The 14426-nt window shown below is 47.6% G+C and carries 12 protein-coding genes; 5 read left to right on the forward strand and 7 right to left on the reverse strand.

The genetic code is table 11. The annotated features are described in order from the left end of the window. The first annotated feature begins 15 nt into the window (after positions 1 to 15). Positions 16 to 1380 (forward strand): alkaline phosphatase, encoded by a 1365-nt coding sequence (locus ACN0UN_RS04465; protein WP_417658909.1) that lies wholly within the window; start codon positions 16 to 18, stop codon positions 1378 to 1380. Here ACN0UN_RS04465 and asnB read toward each other — a convergent pair. The 4 genes from asnB to ACN0UN_RS04485 all read right to left on the reverse strand — a co-directional run bounded on the left by asnB (position 1377) and on the right by ACN0UN_RS04485 (position 6500). Then, positions 1377 to 3392, reverse strand: coding sequence for an asparagine synthase (glutamine-hydrolyzing) (asnB, locus tag ACN0UN_RS04470; RefSeq protein WP_417658910.1), 2016 nt, complete (start codon positions 3390 to 3392; stop codon positions 1377 to 1379). The two genes, ACN0UN_RS04465 and asnB, sit on opposite strands and share 4 nt — an antisense overlap. A 17-nt stretch (positions 3393 to 3409) precedes the next feature. Continuing rightward, positions 3410 to 4474 carry an aspartate/ornithine carbamoyltransferase family protein gene (locus ACN0UN_RS04475; RefSeq protein WP_417658911.1) on the reverse strand — a complete coding sequence of 355 codons (1065 nt, stop codon included), beginning with the start codon at positions 4472 to 4474 and terminating at the stop codon, positions 3410 to 3412. Between the two features lie 126 nt (positions 4475 to 4600). Beyond that, positions 4601 to 6028 carry a sodium:solute symporter family protein gene (locus ACN0UN_RS04480; RefSeq protein WP_417658912.1) on the reverse strand — a complete coding sequence of 476 codons (1428 nt, stop codon included), beginning with the start codon at positions 6026 to 6028 and terminating at the stop codon, positions 4601 to 4603. Beyond that, complete coding sequence (locus ACN0UN_RS04485; RefSeq protein WP_417658913.1) at positions 6021 to 6500, reverse strand: hypothetical protein; 480 nt, start codon at positions 6498 to 6500, stop codon at positions 6021 to 6023. Before ACN0UN_RS04485 ends, ACN0UN_RS04480 begins: the two co-directional genes overlap by 8 nt. A 96-nt stretch (positions 6501 to 6596) precedes the next feature. On the opposite strand from ACN0UN_RS04485, the gene ACN0UN_RS04490 reads away from it, so the two are divergent. Both ACN0UN_RS04490 and ACN0UN_RS04495 read left to right on the forward strand, forming a co-directional pair. After that, on the forward strand, positions 6597 to 7013 hold the full coding sequence (locus ACN0UN_RS04490) for a 2-amino-4-hydroxy-6-hydroxymethyldihydropteridine diphosphokinase (RefSeq protein WP_417658914.1): 417 nt from the start codon (positions 6597 to 6599) through the stop codon (positions 7011 to 7013). Further along, a complete protein-coding gene (locus ACN0UN_RS04495) occupies positions 7006 to 7719 on the forward strand; it encodes an SDR family oxidoreductase (RefSeq protein ID WP_417658915.1) in 714 nt (237 codons plus the stop codon). The genes ACN0UN_RS04490 and ACN0UN_RS04495 overlap by 8 nt, the downstream gene beginning before the upstream one ends. On the opposite strand, the gene acnA is transcribed toward ACN0UN_RS04495, so the two are convergent. Further along, positions 7716 to 10397: an aconitate hydratase AcnA gene (gene acnA, locus ACN0UN_RS04500; RefSeq protein ID WP_417658916.1), complete on the reverse strand. Its 2682-nt coding sequence runs from the start codon at positions 10395 to 10397 to the stop codon at positions 7716 to 7718. The genes ACN0UN_RS04495 and acnA overlap by 4 nt on opposite strands. 235 nt (positions 10398 to 10632) lie before the next feature. On the opposite strand from acnA, the gene ACN0UN_RS04505 reads away from it, so the two are divergent. Next, a complete protein-coding gene (locus ACN0UN_RS04505) occupies positions 10633 to 11529 on the forward strand; it encodes a diguanylate cyclase domain-containing protein (protein WP_417658917.1) in 897 nt (298 codons plus the stop codon). A 92-nt stretch (positions 11530 to 11621) separates the two neighbouring features. Next, entirely contained in the window at positions 11622 to 12494 is an 873-nt protein-coding gene (gene tesB, locus ACN0UN_RS04510; protein WP_417658918.1) for an acyl-CoA thioesterase II, read from the forward strand. On the opposite strand, the gene ACN0UN_RS04515 is transcribed toward tesB, so the two are convergent. Continuing rightward, positions 12483 to 13727: a NupC/NupG family nucleoside CNT transporter gene (locus ACN0UN_RS04515; protein ID WP_417658919.1), complete on the reverse strand. Its 1245-nt coding sequence runs from the start codon at positions 13725 to 13727 to the stop codon at positions 12483 to 12485. The genes tesB and ACN0UN_RS04515 overlap by 12 nt on opposite strands. A 25-nt stretch (positions 13728 to 13752) precedes the next feature. Then, entirely contained in the window at positions 13753 to 14385 is a 633-nt protein-coding gene (gene udk, locus ACN0UN_RS04520) for a uridine kinase (protein ID WP_417658920.1), read from the reverse strand. Positions 14386 to 14426: the final 41 nt, after the last annotated feature.

The raw sequence follows: 14426 nt of genomic DNA on the forward strand, positions 1-14426 counted from the left end.
CAATGGATACTCATTATGTTGTTACGCGTAACTACAGCCATGACGGTGGCTACACTGGTATTATCAGGCTGCGCCGCTCACTCAGCGACTGATAAACCAGAAGCTTCTGCTCAACCCAACTCAGCACCAAATATTATCTTTATGATTGGTGACGGCATGGGGTTTGAATATATTTCCGCTTACCGTTATGCCATGAGCGAGATAGGTTCCGAACATCTAGCTTCCACGCCCTTTGATGACCTTTTGGTTGGCGCGGCAACCACCTACCCTGACGATAGCACCTGGGTTACTGATTCAGCCGCAAGTGCAACAGCTCTGGCTACTGGTCATAAAAGCTACAATGGTGCAATTGGTATTGATGCGCAAAAACTACCGCAACAAACGCTCATGGAGCTTGCTCGCAGTAAAGGCTGGTCCACTGGTGCTGTGGCAACGGTACAAGTAAACCACGCGACGCCAGCCAGCTTTTTTACCCACCATCCTTCGCGCAATCTCTACAACGCCATTGCCGACTCTTATGCTCAGCAAGTCACTGAAGGCGGGTGGAGTTTCGATGTATTACTTGGCGGTGGCTACGACTACTTTAATCGTGACGATATGAATTGGTTGCCGAAATTAGAGCAACAAGGCATGACTGTGGTCACGGAAATGGACCAACTCGATACGGTTGAAACAACACCTGTGTTGGGCTTGTTCGCTCCAACTGCACTGCCCTTTGCAATTGATGATGAACCAGAGCGCTTAGCCAAAATGACCCAACACGCGTTACGTACGCTAACGCAAAAATCAGCACAAAACGGTAAGCCGTTTGCATTGATGGTTGAAGGCAGCTTAATTGATTGGTGTGGGCATGCGAATGATATTGCCTGTGCAGTACATGAAATGGCTGACTTTGCGGCTGCTGTTCAAGTCGTGCGTGATTATATGCAGCAGCACCCAAACACGTTGCTCGTGATCACAGCTGATCATTCCACTGGTGGCTTAACGCTTGGACAAGGCGGTGAGTATGCGTGGTATTCGGACAAGGTTATGGGTATCAACCAGTCGCTTGAAATGATGGCAACTGCGCTGCTCGACTTGCCAAAATCTCAATGGCGTGACTATTTAGCGCCTCGCTTAAACCTAGAGCTAACCGAGCAACAGTGGCAACAAATCACTGCAATCACCATTAGCCCTGAACTGACAGGCCGAAGCCGACTTGCACCAATTCGAAACGAGTTGGTCGCTATCATTAGTGAACACACACGTACCGGATGGACCACCACCGGGCACACCGCAGTGGATGTTCCGGTGATGGCTACTGGCCCAGGCGCTAACGCGTTTAAAGGTTATATTGATAACACCGATATCGCCAAAGCCCTATTGAAGCTGGTGCATTAAGCGCACCAGCCAAGCTCATTGGCCCGTTGTTGGGCCAATGCGGGCACATCGGTTTTGACAAAGTGATGGTGCAATATTTGCACGCCAAGCATATGGTTAATGACTGCATCGAGCTGAACTTTCTCATCAATTGGCACAGCGTCAGACTCATGCTTTTCAAACGTACGCTTCACTTCAGCATAGTCCAGCAAGCCTGCTTCTTTCACCGCTTCTTCTGACAAAAACTGTTCAGCAAGTTTTAACACTGCCTGCCACTTTTTCGGATCGGTATGCGCCGGTGGTGCCATAAACGCGAACTTTTCACGTTTGTATAAGGTTTCCGGCAGTAAGCCTTTCATGGCTTCACGCAGCACGTATTTTTCTTTGTTGCCCTTAATACGTAAGTGCGGTGGCACGGTAAAGGCATACTCGGCGAGATGATGATCTAAAAATGGTGGCCGGGCTTCCATAGAGTTCGCCATGTCGACACGATCGCCACCCCATGTCAAAATTTGTCCCTCAAGCATCGTCTTTATCCAGACATATTGGGCTCTATCCAGTGGATGGCGCCCTTTCAACATCGCCTCATCCAAGGTGTTCGCAATCGCCCTACCCGCGTCATAGTCATCGAGCTCCGCACGGCGTTCTTCGTTGATTAACGGTAAGGCCGTATCGGCACATGACAGCCAAGGTTGCACGCAGCTTGGAGTAAAGCCCATCTTTGCGTTAAACGCCGGACTCACAAACTCTTCGCGAGCTAACATGGCGCCCTTAAACAGTTTGTTATTTTTCTCGAGCAACTCTTGCCAGGCTTTGCGTTCGCTGTCGGGCAAATGATCGAGACCATGCAAAAACATGTCTTTGCGAAATGCCGGGTAGCCAGCAAACAGTTCATCCGAGCCCTCACCCGTTAAAACCACTTTATAACCCACGTCATGCACTTGCTGGCTCATCAGGTACTTGGCGACGCCAAGTGTGTTATAAATAGTGCGTTCCGTATGCCATATCGTTTTGACAAAATGGTCATACAAATCATCGGCCTTCAACCGCATGATGTGATGATCAGCACCGGTCGCTTCAGCCATTTCCTGTGCAATGGGTGTTTCATCATAGTCATTGGAATCAAAACCAATGGTAAACGCTTTTACTGAGGTTTGCGTAGCTGCTGCCGATAGCCCCAAAATAGCGCACGAATCTATTCCCCCAGACAAGTAGCAGCCTACTGGAACATCTGCGGTTAAACGGTGCTGAACGGCTTCTAAAAGGTGTTTACGCACACCCTCAATGTATTGCTGTTCGTCGACGTCATCGCCTGGGTATTCATGTTCGAGCGGAAAGTTAACGTCCCAGTATTTTTGCTCGCTCAGATCAAGTCGGTCTGCATTGCGCACAATTTTCACAACATGCCCTGGCGCGACCTGTTTAATACCCTCAAATGCGGTTGAGCCCGGCACCATCACTTGAATAAGTTGATGGTACAAGCCTTCTGATGAAAACTTACGCTGCACCGCCGGATGCGCAAACAATACCTTCAATTCAGAGCCGAACACCACGCCCTCGGGTGTTTCGGTATAGTAGAGAGGTTTGATGCCGAAGCGGTCACGCACCAAATACATGGCATCTTCTTGCGTATCGTATAAACCAAAAGCGAATTCACCGCGCAAGTGTTTTAATGTTTCGTCTAAGCCTTCACGTTCATACAAATGCAAAACAATTTCTGAGTCGCTTTTGGTGCGAAACCGCGCGCCGCGTGCGGTCAGGTCTGCACGGATTCGCTTAAAATCATAAAATTCACCATTGTGCGCTAACAGTAAGTTGCCGCTATCGTTTACAAAAGGCTGACGCGCCCTATCTTCATCTAAGTCAATAATCGACAAACGTGCATGACTAAATCCTACACCTGAGTTTGGCATTACATGGTAACCAAACCCATCCGGCCCGCGATGATGCATAATCGCGGCCATATTAACGAGGGTTTGTGGGTCTGGCTGTTCACCAGCGTTACGATTAAAAATTCCTGCAATTCCACACATACTTCTGGGTCCTTGTTCTATACGACGTCAATGACACGCTCTGCACGTTCTACCATGCATGTCAGTAGGGCCATGCGTAAAAATACTGCACCGCGAGCTTGGCTGAAGTACCAATTGTGCGCGGTATGGTCGAGGTCAGTTGCAAGTTCTTCGCCCCGCGCGAGCGGGTGTAAAATAATTGCATTTTCTTTTAACGGCGACTTCGCACTCAGGTGAAATGCACTGCCGTAGGTATTAAACGTATCGCCTTCCCAGGAAATCGCGTTGATGTAAACAACATCAAGCGTTGGGAGTATCGGTTCAAGCTGGGTACTGGTGACGATTTTAATCCCCCGCGCTTCCAATTCTTCGCGCTGGCCCGCACCAAATAAATCGGCGGTGCTCGCTTCATCATGAATAATCACCAGCTCGTCAACCGCATGGGGGAATACCGACAGGCACTTCAAAAAGCTGCGTACAGTACGCATTTTATTCGGTACCCCAATAACGCCGATACGAATCTTGCTGTTATTGGCGGGATCGACCAATTCTGGTCGCCATTTGAAAATAGCGTACATGTCTGACAACGCCTGAGTCGGATGCTCATCGGCGCCGTTGCCAGCATTAATAATTGGAATTCGCAAAGCGTCCATCATTTCAAATAATGAGCTTTCGTGATTGTCACGCAACACAACGCAGTCGCCGTAGTTGTTGAACATTTCTGCCACGTCAGCAAGGCACTCACCTTTGGCTATACCTGTGGTTGAGCGATCAGTAATCGACATGATGTCACCACCCAACCGATGCCACGCACTTTCAAACGAAAGCCGTGTGCGGGTGCTTGGTTCATAAAACGCACTAATTAAAATCTTATTTTGTAACGGAGAACTAAACCGCTTTGGATTACTTTCGATTTTTGCCGCCAACCGAAACAGCTGTTTCATTGTGTCTTGATCAAATTGGTCACCCGAAACAATATGCTGGTTCGCCAACTTAACCAAAAAATCACCGTCTTCCTGTATAACGCGTAGCAGTGCTTTAGGATGCGCATCGCCATACACGTCGGGCCGCTCACGTTCAAATGAGACATCGTTCACATTCATAAGTGTGTTACCAAAGTTGTTTAGAAAATAAATCTTTAAGCCATAGCGTAAGCAAAATTACTGGCGCTATCGCTGCTAAAATTAAGCAAATCATTACCAAGGCACTAAAGCCCGTTAAACCAAGCATTACGATGACTCCTGTAATAACTGCCAGTCAAAACGCTGTTTGCTGCGCCATAGTCCAACACAACAGACGATTGCCGAAACGATGCAAGACGTTAGTGCAGCAACGTAGAACCCAATCGTAAAGTACCCCACCAGGCCTAATACAGTGCCACTCGCCATTGCCAGCGCCGCATAACGACCGCAAAGCTTCGGTTGGTATAAACCCAACACAATTGGGAAGATAGTGCTGGCCACAAAAGCGCCGGCAAAATTCAAAAGCGCACCTAACGTTGCAATCTGCGGCAAACAAAATAACCAAGTAACAACACCAATACCGGCAATGCAGTACCGATTAAAACGGAATAAATCGCGGTCTTTTGCAGCCGGCCGTAATTTTTTGTGGTAAATATCGCGCGTAACCAAGTCAGATGTCGCTGCCAGCAATGAATCAAGGCTAGACGCTAAAGCAGAAAAAACCACAATAAAGACAACAATAGCGCCGACCTTACCGAGCACTTCGGCTGCCACCATGGGCCCGACCATGTCGGCACTGGGCGGGAAAATTCCAAGTTGAGGAGCCGCTAAGGCAATAAATCCAGTTACAATGGGTATCGGCAACCATAAAAAACCACCCAATAAAAATGCTTTGAATGCCACTTTCCCTTTAAATGCGAGTGCCCGTGACCACCAAACATTTGAATGAAAAATCTCACCCAAACCAAAGAAAATGTTGTTGAATAGAAACATCACTGCAGCTGGAAACAGCAAATCCAAAAGTTTCGGATGGTTACTCGTCAGTTCGCCATGAACGCTTTCTAAACTAACTGTATCAATTAAAAACCACGCAATTGCCACCACGCCAACAATGATAATCAAGGCCTGAATAAAGTCCGTGGCAATAACGGCGCGTAACCCGCCAAACAAGGTATACCCGACACAAATAATAAGAATTGCCGTCATGCCAATATGGTAATCAAGCCCACTTAACGCTTGCAGTAAAATACCGCCAGCCATGCCTAAGCTGATTAACCAGCCAAACGCATAAACCACCGAGATAACAATAAACACCCACCAAGCCCCTTGCCCAAAGCGTAAGCGTATAAAATCACCCGAGGTGTAGCCGTTGGGCATCAACCGTTTTATCCGGGCTGCGAGCGGTGCAAACAAGATTAAACCAAGCGCGGCAAACGAATAGCCGACCATACCCCAAATGCCAAATTGGTAAGTAAGTTGCGGCGCAACTAAGGTGGTGTTACTGGTCACCCAGGTTGCCATAGCTGTCGCTGCAGCGAGGGCAAAACCAACATTACGTCCGGCTAGCGCGAAGTCTTCATGGGTTTTATTCGAGCGGCCTAAGTACCACCCAAATACAACCCAAATGAGGCCAAAAATAACCACCAAGGCCAATCCGAGCGAACTATCGAGAGCAAAATCTGTCGTTTCAGTCATCGTTGCGACTCCGTTGATGGTTTGTCCATATGAGTCCAGCAAGCGCTAGGAATACGACTAACCCGACCAAAAACAGTCCAATGGCTTGCCATAACGGATAGTGATCCACGCGCACTTTTACAACGTTACTTAACTGAGTTTGGTTCGTTTGGGGGTGGGCTTCGCCACGTAACCGGAAGAAATGTTCGCCGTTACTAAACCCTGACAAGGTCATGCGATCAAAATCACCGAACCACGGATAGGTTCGAATGACCTTGGTGAATTCGGGATCAGTCGAATACTCGACCCATAGAGCCTGACTTGGTGCTTCAGAGAGCGTTAATACAAAATAACCTTCGCGACTTTGAGAGGGAGCCGACAGTGCCGGCAATTCGTCTTGTGCCGATAAAACATAGGCAGACGCGGGTCGCGCATTCAGCGTGATCAATAAAAACAGAGCGATGTATACTGCGAACCTGATTAGGTTTGGCACTATTCCTTCCTGTAGCCCTTTGTTCCTAGGCTACCAAGTGAGGAAAATCATTTCAACTTAAGGTATGCTCACAATCACTACAGTTTAGGAAATGTTATGCCTCAAATTTATTTGTGTACGATGGGTGCAAACCTCGCGCCCGAAACAAACTTTGCCAAAGCGCGCGAACAAATAGCACGATATGGCCGCGCGCATTACTCGCGTGCGCTGTATACGCGCCCAGTGGCTATGGAAAGTGATTTGGATTTCTTAAACGCATTGTTTTTGCTTGAAACTGACCTCGATTGTGACGCCTTAAAATCACACTTTAACGCCATCGAAATCGATCTGGGTCGGGATAGAACAGACCCGTTGAGCAGCCAGAAAGACCGCCCTATGGATATAGATATTTTAGGAAGTCTTACGCATAAAGATATCTGGCAATTAGTGCCAAGTTATCTAAAACCGGTTATTCCAACCCTTCAACCCATGGCAAACAGCTTGCAGCAACAATTGGATGTTCAGCATGAATAACTCTCCGAAAACAGTTTTTATTACCGGCGCAGGTCGCCGCTTTGGGCTCGCCCTCGCTCATGCAATGCTGGATGAGGGCTATCAGGTTATTGCTCACTACAACACGTCCAAAGACGGCGTTGCTGAATTAGAGCAACGCGGTGCTGTATCCGTGCAAGCTAACCTAGCCGATTTAGCGCAAGTGCATCAGCTCGTTGATTCGGTTCAGCAACGCGTCTCGCAACTGCACTTGCTGGTCAATAACGCCTCATGCTTTTTTGAAAACGCCCGCATTGACGCAAGCAATGACAACTTAACGGCCGTGCTCAACGTACACACAGCAGCGCCCTACTTGCTGATCAATGGGTTACACGAACAATTAGCGGCTGCGAATGGCAATGTCATTAATATTACGGATATTTATGTCGACAGCCCGTCGACTGATTATGTTGCTTACTGTGCGGCAAAAGCTGGTCTTGCAAGCCTTACCTTGTCCTTTGCCAAAAAATTAGCCCCAGCTGTGCGCGTTAACGCAATCCAGCCGGGGCCTATTCTTTTTCTACCAGAGCACGACAGCGCTCACCGCCAAAAAGTGTTAGCTGAGACGCCGCTCAACATTGAAGGCGGACTGGAGCCAATGATTGCAACGGTGCGCTTTTTACGCGACAACCCGTTCATCACTGGCGAATCCATCAAAGTCGACGGCGGCCGAGCCCTAACTATTTAGGCCGCTAACATCTGCCGCAGCACATAGTGCAAAATGCCACCGCTGCGGTAGTACTCAAGTTCATTACCCGTATCAATTCGACATTTCACGTCGAACGTAACGGTTGAACCATCCGCTTTTTTGGCGTGCACCTTCAGCAACTGCCCAGGTTTCAGATCATCGTTAAGCCCGGTAATGCTAATCTGCTCATCACCTGTTAAGCCATGAGCTTGCACACCTTCGCCCTCAGAAAATTGCAATGGCAACACGCCCATGCCCACCAGGTTAGACCGGTGAATACGTTCGAAACTTTCGGCAATAACCGCTTTTACACCCAATAACGTGGTGCCTTTAGCAGCCCAGTCACGGCTTGACCCCGTGCCATATTCCTTGCCTGCAAGCACCACCAATGGCATGCCTTCTTGCTGATACTGCATCGCAGCGTCATAAATAGACATTTCCTTACCACTTGGTATATGCCGCGTAAAGCCACCTTCAACACCATCTAACATTTGGTTTTTTATACGAATATTAGCGAACGTGCCACGCATCATCACTTCATGGTTACCGCGACGTGAACCATAGGAGTTGAATTCATCAACTGGCACGCCATTTTCTTGCAGGTATTTACCTGCTGGCGAGTCTGGCTTAATTGAGCCGGCTGGCGAAATATGGTCCGTCGTGATCGAGTCTGCAAATACCGCCAGCACTCGCGCATCTTTTAAGTCACTCAAAGCTGGCAATGGCTTGTCGATACCGATGAAGTAAGGTGGATTCTTAACGTAGGTCGAATCATCACTCCAATTATAGGTTTCTCCCTCACCGACTGGAATCGCACGCCATTCTTCGTCACCTTTAAATACTTCGCCATATTCTTTACTAAACATTGTGCCGTCAACAAACCGCACAGCATCCGCAATTTCTTTATTACTTGGCCAAATATCTTTCAAGAAAACAGGATTACCTTGTTGATCGGTCCCTATTGCATCTTTAGTCAGGTCAATACGGGTGGTGCCGGCCAAGGCATAAGCAACAACTAAAGGTGGTGAGGCAAGCCAGTTGGCTTTCACATCCTGATGAATGCGACCTTCAAAGTTACGGTTACCAGAAAGCACCGACGACACTGTCAGGTTGCCTTCACGAATTGCATCAGTAATTTCATCAGGTAATGGGCCCGAGTTACCAATACACGTGGTGCAACCGTACCCGACCAGGTTAAATCCTAGTTTATCTAAATACTGGGTTAAATTAGCTTTAGCTAAATAATCTGTGACAACTTTGGAGCCTGGTGCCAGTGACGATTTCACCCAAGGTTTTCGATTTAGCCCCTTCTCGAGTGCTTTTTTAGCAATTAAACCAGCGGCCATCATGACGCTTGGGTTCGACGTATTGGTACATGACGTAATTGCAGCAATTACCACGTCGCCATGTGATAGCTCAAAATCCTTGCCTTTCACAGCAATGCTTTTGTCTTTTTCAGCTGACTGGCCGTTGGTTTCTAAGAACAAATCAAAGGCCGAACCTAACTGTGCCATCGCCACGCGATCTTGCGGGCGTTTCGGGCCTGCCAAAGATGCTTCCACGGTACTTAAATCAAGTTCTAACGAGTCCGTGAATACTGGTTCGTTATCTGAGTCGCGCCACATACCTTGCGCCTTCGAGTACGCTTCAACCAAGTCGATAGTGTCTTGGTCACGACCTGACAGCTTAAGGTAACGAAGTGTTTCTTGATCGACAGGGAAGAAACCGCAGGTAGCACCGTATTCCGGAGCCATGTTACCGATAGTTGCTCTGTCCGCTAACGGCAAGTTATCCAAACCTGGGCCATAGAACTCCACAAATTTACCAACCACGCCATGCTTACGCAGCATCTGGGTAACCGTTAGCACCAAGTCAGTAGCGGTAAGCCCCTCGGCCAGTTTGCCAGTCATACGGAAGCCAACCACTTCAGGAATAAGCATGGACACTGGCTGACCCAACATGGCTGCCTCAGCTTCAATACCGCCAACGCCCCAGCCCAATACACCCAAACCATTAATCATAGTGGTATGCGAGTCGGTACCCACTAACGTGTCAGGCATCACATAGGTTTTGCCTTCTTGCTCTTTGGTCCAGGCAACTTTCGCCAAGTACTCTAAATTCACTTGGTGACAAATACCGGTGCCAGGCGGTACCACGCGGAAGTTTTCAAAGGCATTTTGGCCCCAACGCAAAAATTGATAGCGTTCAAAATTGCGCTCCATTTCAATTTTCACATTTTGCTTAAACGCTTCCGGCGTGGCGTATTTATCCACCATCACCGAGTGGTCAATGACCAAGTCGACGGCTGACAGAGGATTGATTTGATTTGGGTCCTGCCCTGCCTTTGCCACAGCATCACGCATCGCGGCTAAATCAACCACCGCAGGCACCCCAGTAAAATCCTGCATCAATACACGCGCTGGACGGTATTGAATTTCACGATCAGATTTTCTATTTTTAAGCCATTTTGCCACGGCTTCAATGTCGGTGTGCGTTACGGTACTGCCATCTTCATTGCGCAGCAGGTTTTCGAGCAATACTTTCATCGATGCCGGCAATTTATTAACGTCACCGATATCTTTCAAATGCTCTGCTGCTTTAGGTAGGCTGTGGTAATGATAGGTTTTACCGTTTACTTCTAACGTGCTTAACGTTTTCAAGCTGTCGGTGCTCGACATAGCTTAACTCCTTTTTCAAACGATACATGCCCTAAGCTTAGACACAAAATAGTGGTTCAGCCATAGCGCGAACTTATATTCACTATGGGTATTGTGGAAGCAAAGATCAACCAAGTAACGTGTTGATACATCATAATATTGCTTCGAATAACGAACACTTAAATGCCAGCTATTCGTAAATTTCGTCTAGCATGGTATAACAGAGTCTCCACCGCAATGGGAACAACAAAGCAGCATGCCACACCGAAAAATCGAAGCCTTTGAGGCGCTTGGACAATACATGGACTTATTGCTGGATGCCATTTGTGTGGTTAATCCTGAGGGTGAATTTGTTTATGTCAGCGCAGGTGCAGAGCGTGTTTTCGGTTATAAGCCTGAAGAAATGATCGGTCAATCGATGTTCGCTTTCATGCACCCAGATGACCACGAGCGCACCCGCTCAACTGCGGCCGAAATTATGAGCGGTGCCAGTAAAGTTGATTTCGAGAACCGTTACATTCGTAAAGATGGCGAGGTAGCAACCATATTGTGGTCTGCTCGATACTCACCCAATGATGATATTCGTATTGCAGTGGCCCGAGATATCACGGCGCAACGGCGCGTTGAAATTGAACGGCAGCAATTGTTTGACCGTTTGGAACGTCTTGCGTTGTACGACCCCCTGACCCAACTGCCGAACCGCAATTACTTTTACCAACGCACTATTCAGGCGCTAACACTGCATAGCGACATCGGCATTGTGTACATTGATTTGAACCATTTCAAAGAAATCAACGACAAATATGGCCATGCTATTGGCGATCAGGTGTTACATGCAGCTGCCCAGCGCCTGCTCAAGTCCGTGCGCAGTCACGATACAGTTGCCCGCATTGGCGGTGATGAGTTTGTCCTGTTACTTGAACGGGTGCAAACGCCGGAAGACGCCTACAAAATCGCAGAAAAGATTATGTCTGCCTTCGATACCCCCATAGAATTAAAGAGCTCTTCCAACCTATTTCAGATCGGTGCCAGTATTGGTATTGCACTCTCTACGGAACACGGCTGCGACATTGAGCTGTTATTGCAGCATGCGGACAATGCAATGTACAAGGCCAAGCAGCAGCGCGATAAACACATTGTTATCGCCTCATAAAGCCACTCTTGTGTAAGCCGCGTGAGGCCTTATAATAGCGCTGATCAGACCAGATGCGGTCGTTACGTGATGAATGATTCGAAGGAACAATAATGAGCCAGGTATTGGACGATCTACTCAACTTATTAAAGCTAGAAACCATTGAACAGGGTATTTATAGAGGCCAAAGCCAAGACTTAGGTTTTGGTGCAGTGTTCGGTGGCCAAGTTATTGGCCAGGCGTTGTCAGCAGCAAAAGAAACCCTACCCGAAGATCGCAAAGTGCACTCACTGCACACCTACTTTTTACGACCGGGCGATGCGCATAAACCCATCGTTTATGATGTCGAAAACATTCGCGACGGCAAGAGCTTCTCTACACGGCGTGTGCAAGCCATTCAGTTTGGCAAACCTATCTTTTATATGACTGCATCATTTCAAATTGAAGAACCTGGCTTTGAGCATCAGGACACCATGCCTGAAGTGCCTGGGCCTGAAGGATTAGTGTCGGATATTGATATTTATCGCGAACATGCTGACCTGATTCCTGAATCAATCCGCAATAAGTTTATTTCTGAAAAGCCCATAGAAATGCGCTTTGTAACGGCTAACAACCCATTTAAACCGACAATTGATGCGCCGCGACGCTACGTTTGGTTACGCGCCAACGGCGACATGCCGAATGATTCGCGGGTACACAAATATTTGTTGGCTTATGCGTCAGATTTTAACTTTCTTCCTACTGCCTTGCAGCCGCATGGATTCAGTTTTGCACAACCCAATATTCAAATGGCAACGATTGACCATTCAATGTGGTTTCACAAAGACTTTCGCATGGATGATTGGTTGCTCTACGCTATTGATAGCCCGGTAGCAACAGGTGCGCGCGGCTTGGTTCGCGGCCAAATATTTAGCCGCGACGGCACGTTAGTTGCGTCCACCATGCAAGAAGGTGTAATACGAAAACATGAGCGCTTAGCCAAGTGAGAAAAAGAAACCTGCGATAGCCGCACTCATCATATTCGCAAGGGTTGCAGCAAGTAATGCTTTAAGCCCTAAACGCGCAATGTCATGACGGCGGCTAGGCGCCATACCACCTAATCCACCCAACAAAATAGCAATCGATGAGAAGTTCGCAAAGCCACACAGCACAAAGGTAATAATAACCTGGCTATGCATGCTCAATTGATCTTTGTAGTTGACGAAGTCGAGATAGGCCACAAATTCATTAATAACGAGTTTTTGACCGATAAAACTACCCGCCAGTTGTGCTTCATCCCAACTTACACCTAACACATAAGCAACCGGCTGGAAGATATAACCGAACAGTTGCTGCAAGGATAAATCAGGGTAGCCGAACCAGCCTCCAACCCAACCAAACAAACCGTTAATTAATGCAATCAATGCAACAAATGCAATCAACATGGCGCCGACGTTTATGGCCAGTTGAACACCGCTAGAAGCGCCCGATGCAGCGGCATCAATTACGTTCACCGCACGGTCTTCAACTTCGACAGCGTCATTACTGTCACCGGTTGAGCCGGCGATAATATTTTCAATATCTTCACGCGGCTTTTCAATTTCAGGGATAATCATTTTAGCCATGAGCAGGCCCGCTGGAGCCGCCATAAAACTTGCCGCAATAAGGTACTTTAACTCAACACCAACACCCGCATAACCCGCTAGTACTGAGCCTGACACAGAGGCCATACCGCCTACCATTACGGCGAACAACTCTGAACGCGTCATACTCGCAATAAACGGGCGAACCATCATTGGCGCTTCAGTTTGACCAACGAATACGTTCGCAGCAGCAGACATCGACTCAGGACGACTGCTGCCGATAATCTTTTGCAGCGAGCCACCAAGAATCCGAATAATCCATTTCATAATGCCAAGATAATAAAGTACGGATATTAACGATGAGAAAAAGACAATTACACTGAGTACCTGAATGGCAAAAACAAAGCCAAATTCAGCGGAGGCTAAACCACCGAACATAAATTGGATGCCCGCATTGGTGAAGGCAATAATTTTTGCTACACCAGATGCCACTGCGAACAAAACATCTTGCCCGAAGGGTACGTACAACACAAAAGCCCCAAGAATAACTTGAAAGGCAAAGGCGCCGCCTACGGTTCGCCATCGAATCTGCTTACGATTCGATGAAAAGGCATAAGCAACCAATAAGATGATGGCGATTCCAAGAAAACTATTCATAAATTATAAGCCGTTATTGTTATTGTTATTCCGCCAATAATTGACGAATTTTCGATTTGATCAAGTCGATAGCAATTTCATTCTGGCCACCTCGTGTTACCACAAGATCGGCAAACTGCTTCGACGGAAGAATGAATTCAAAAAATGCAGGACGCACAGTTTCTTGATATTGCTCAGCAACAGATTGAATGGTGCGCCCCCGCTCTTCAACATCTCGGATCATCCGTCGCAATAAGCAAACATCTAACGGCGTATCCATAAATACCGAAATGTCGAATAACTGTCGTAATTTTGGATCATGAAGAAGCAAAATACCTTCCACCATAATCACTTTACCAGGGTTAATCTTTATCGTGTCTTGCAGTCGCGTATGCTTTTTATAGCTGTATTGCGGCATTTCAACAGGCTCGCCACGTCGCAATTGCTCTAAATGTTGCACTAGCAATTCATGCTCAAACGCCGACGGGTGATCATAATTTGTTAACTGACGTTGCTCGAAGCTCATATGGCTTTGATCGCGGTAATAAGCATCTTCTGCAAGAATCGCGATACCCTGCCCGCCTAACTCAGCGACCAATTCCTGGTAGACGGTTGATGCGAATAAACTCTTACCTGATGCTGATGCGCCAGCGATGGCGATTATGGTTGTTTTTCCCACGCTTAACTTCTTTCAGTTGCCCGACAACAGGCGGCAATTAT

The organism is Pseudidiomarina sp., from assembly GCF_048267825.1.
In the GTDB taxonomy this organism is placed as follows: Bacteria; Pseudomonadota; Gammaproteobacteria; order Enterobacterales; family Alteromonadaceae; genus Pseudidiomarina.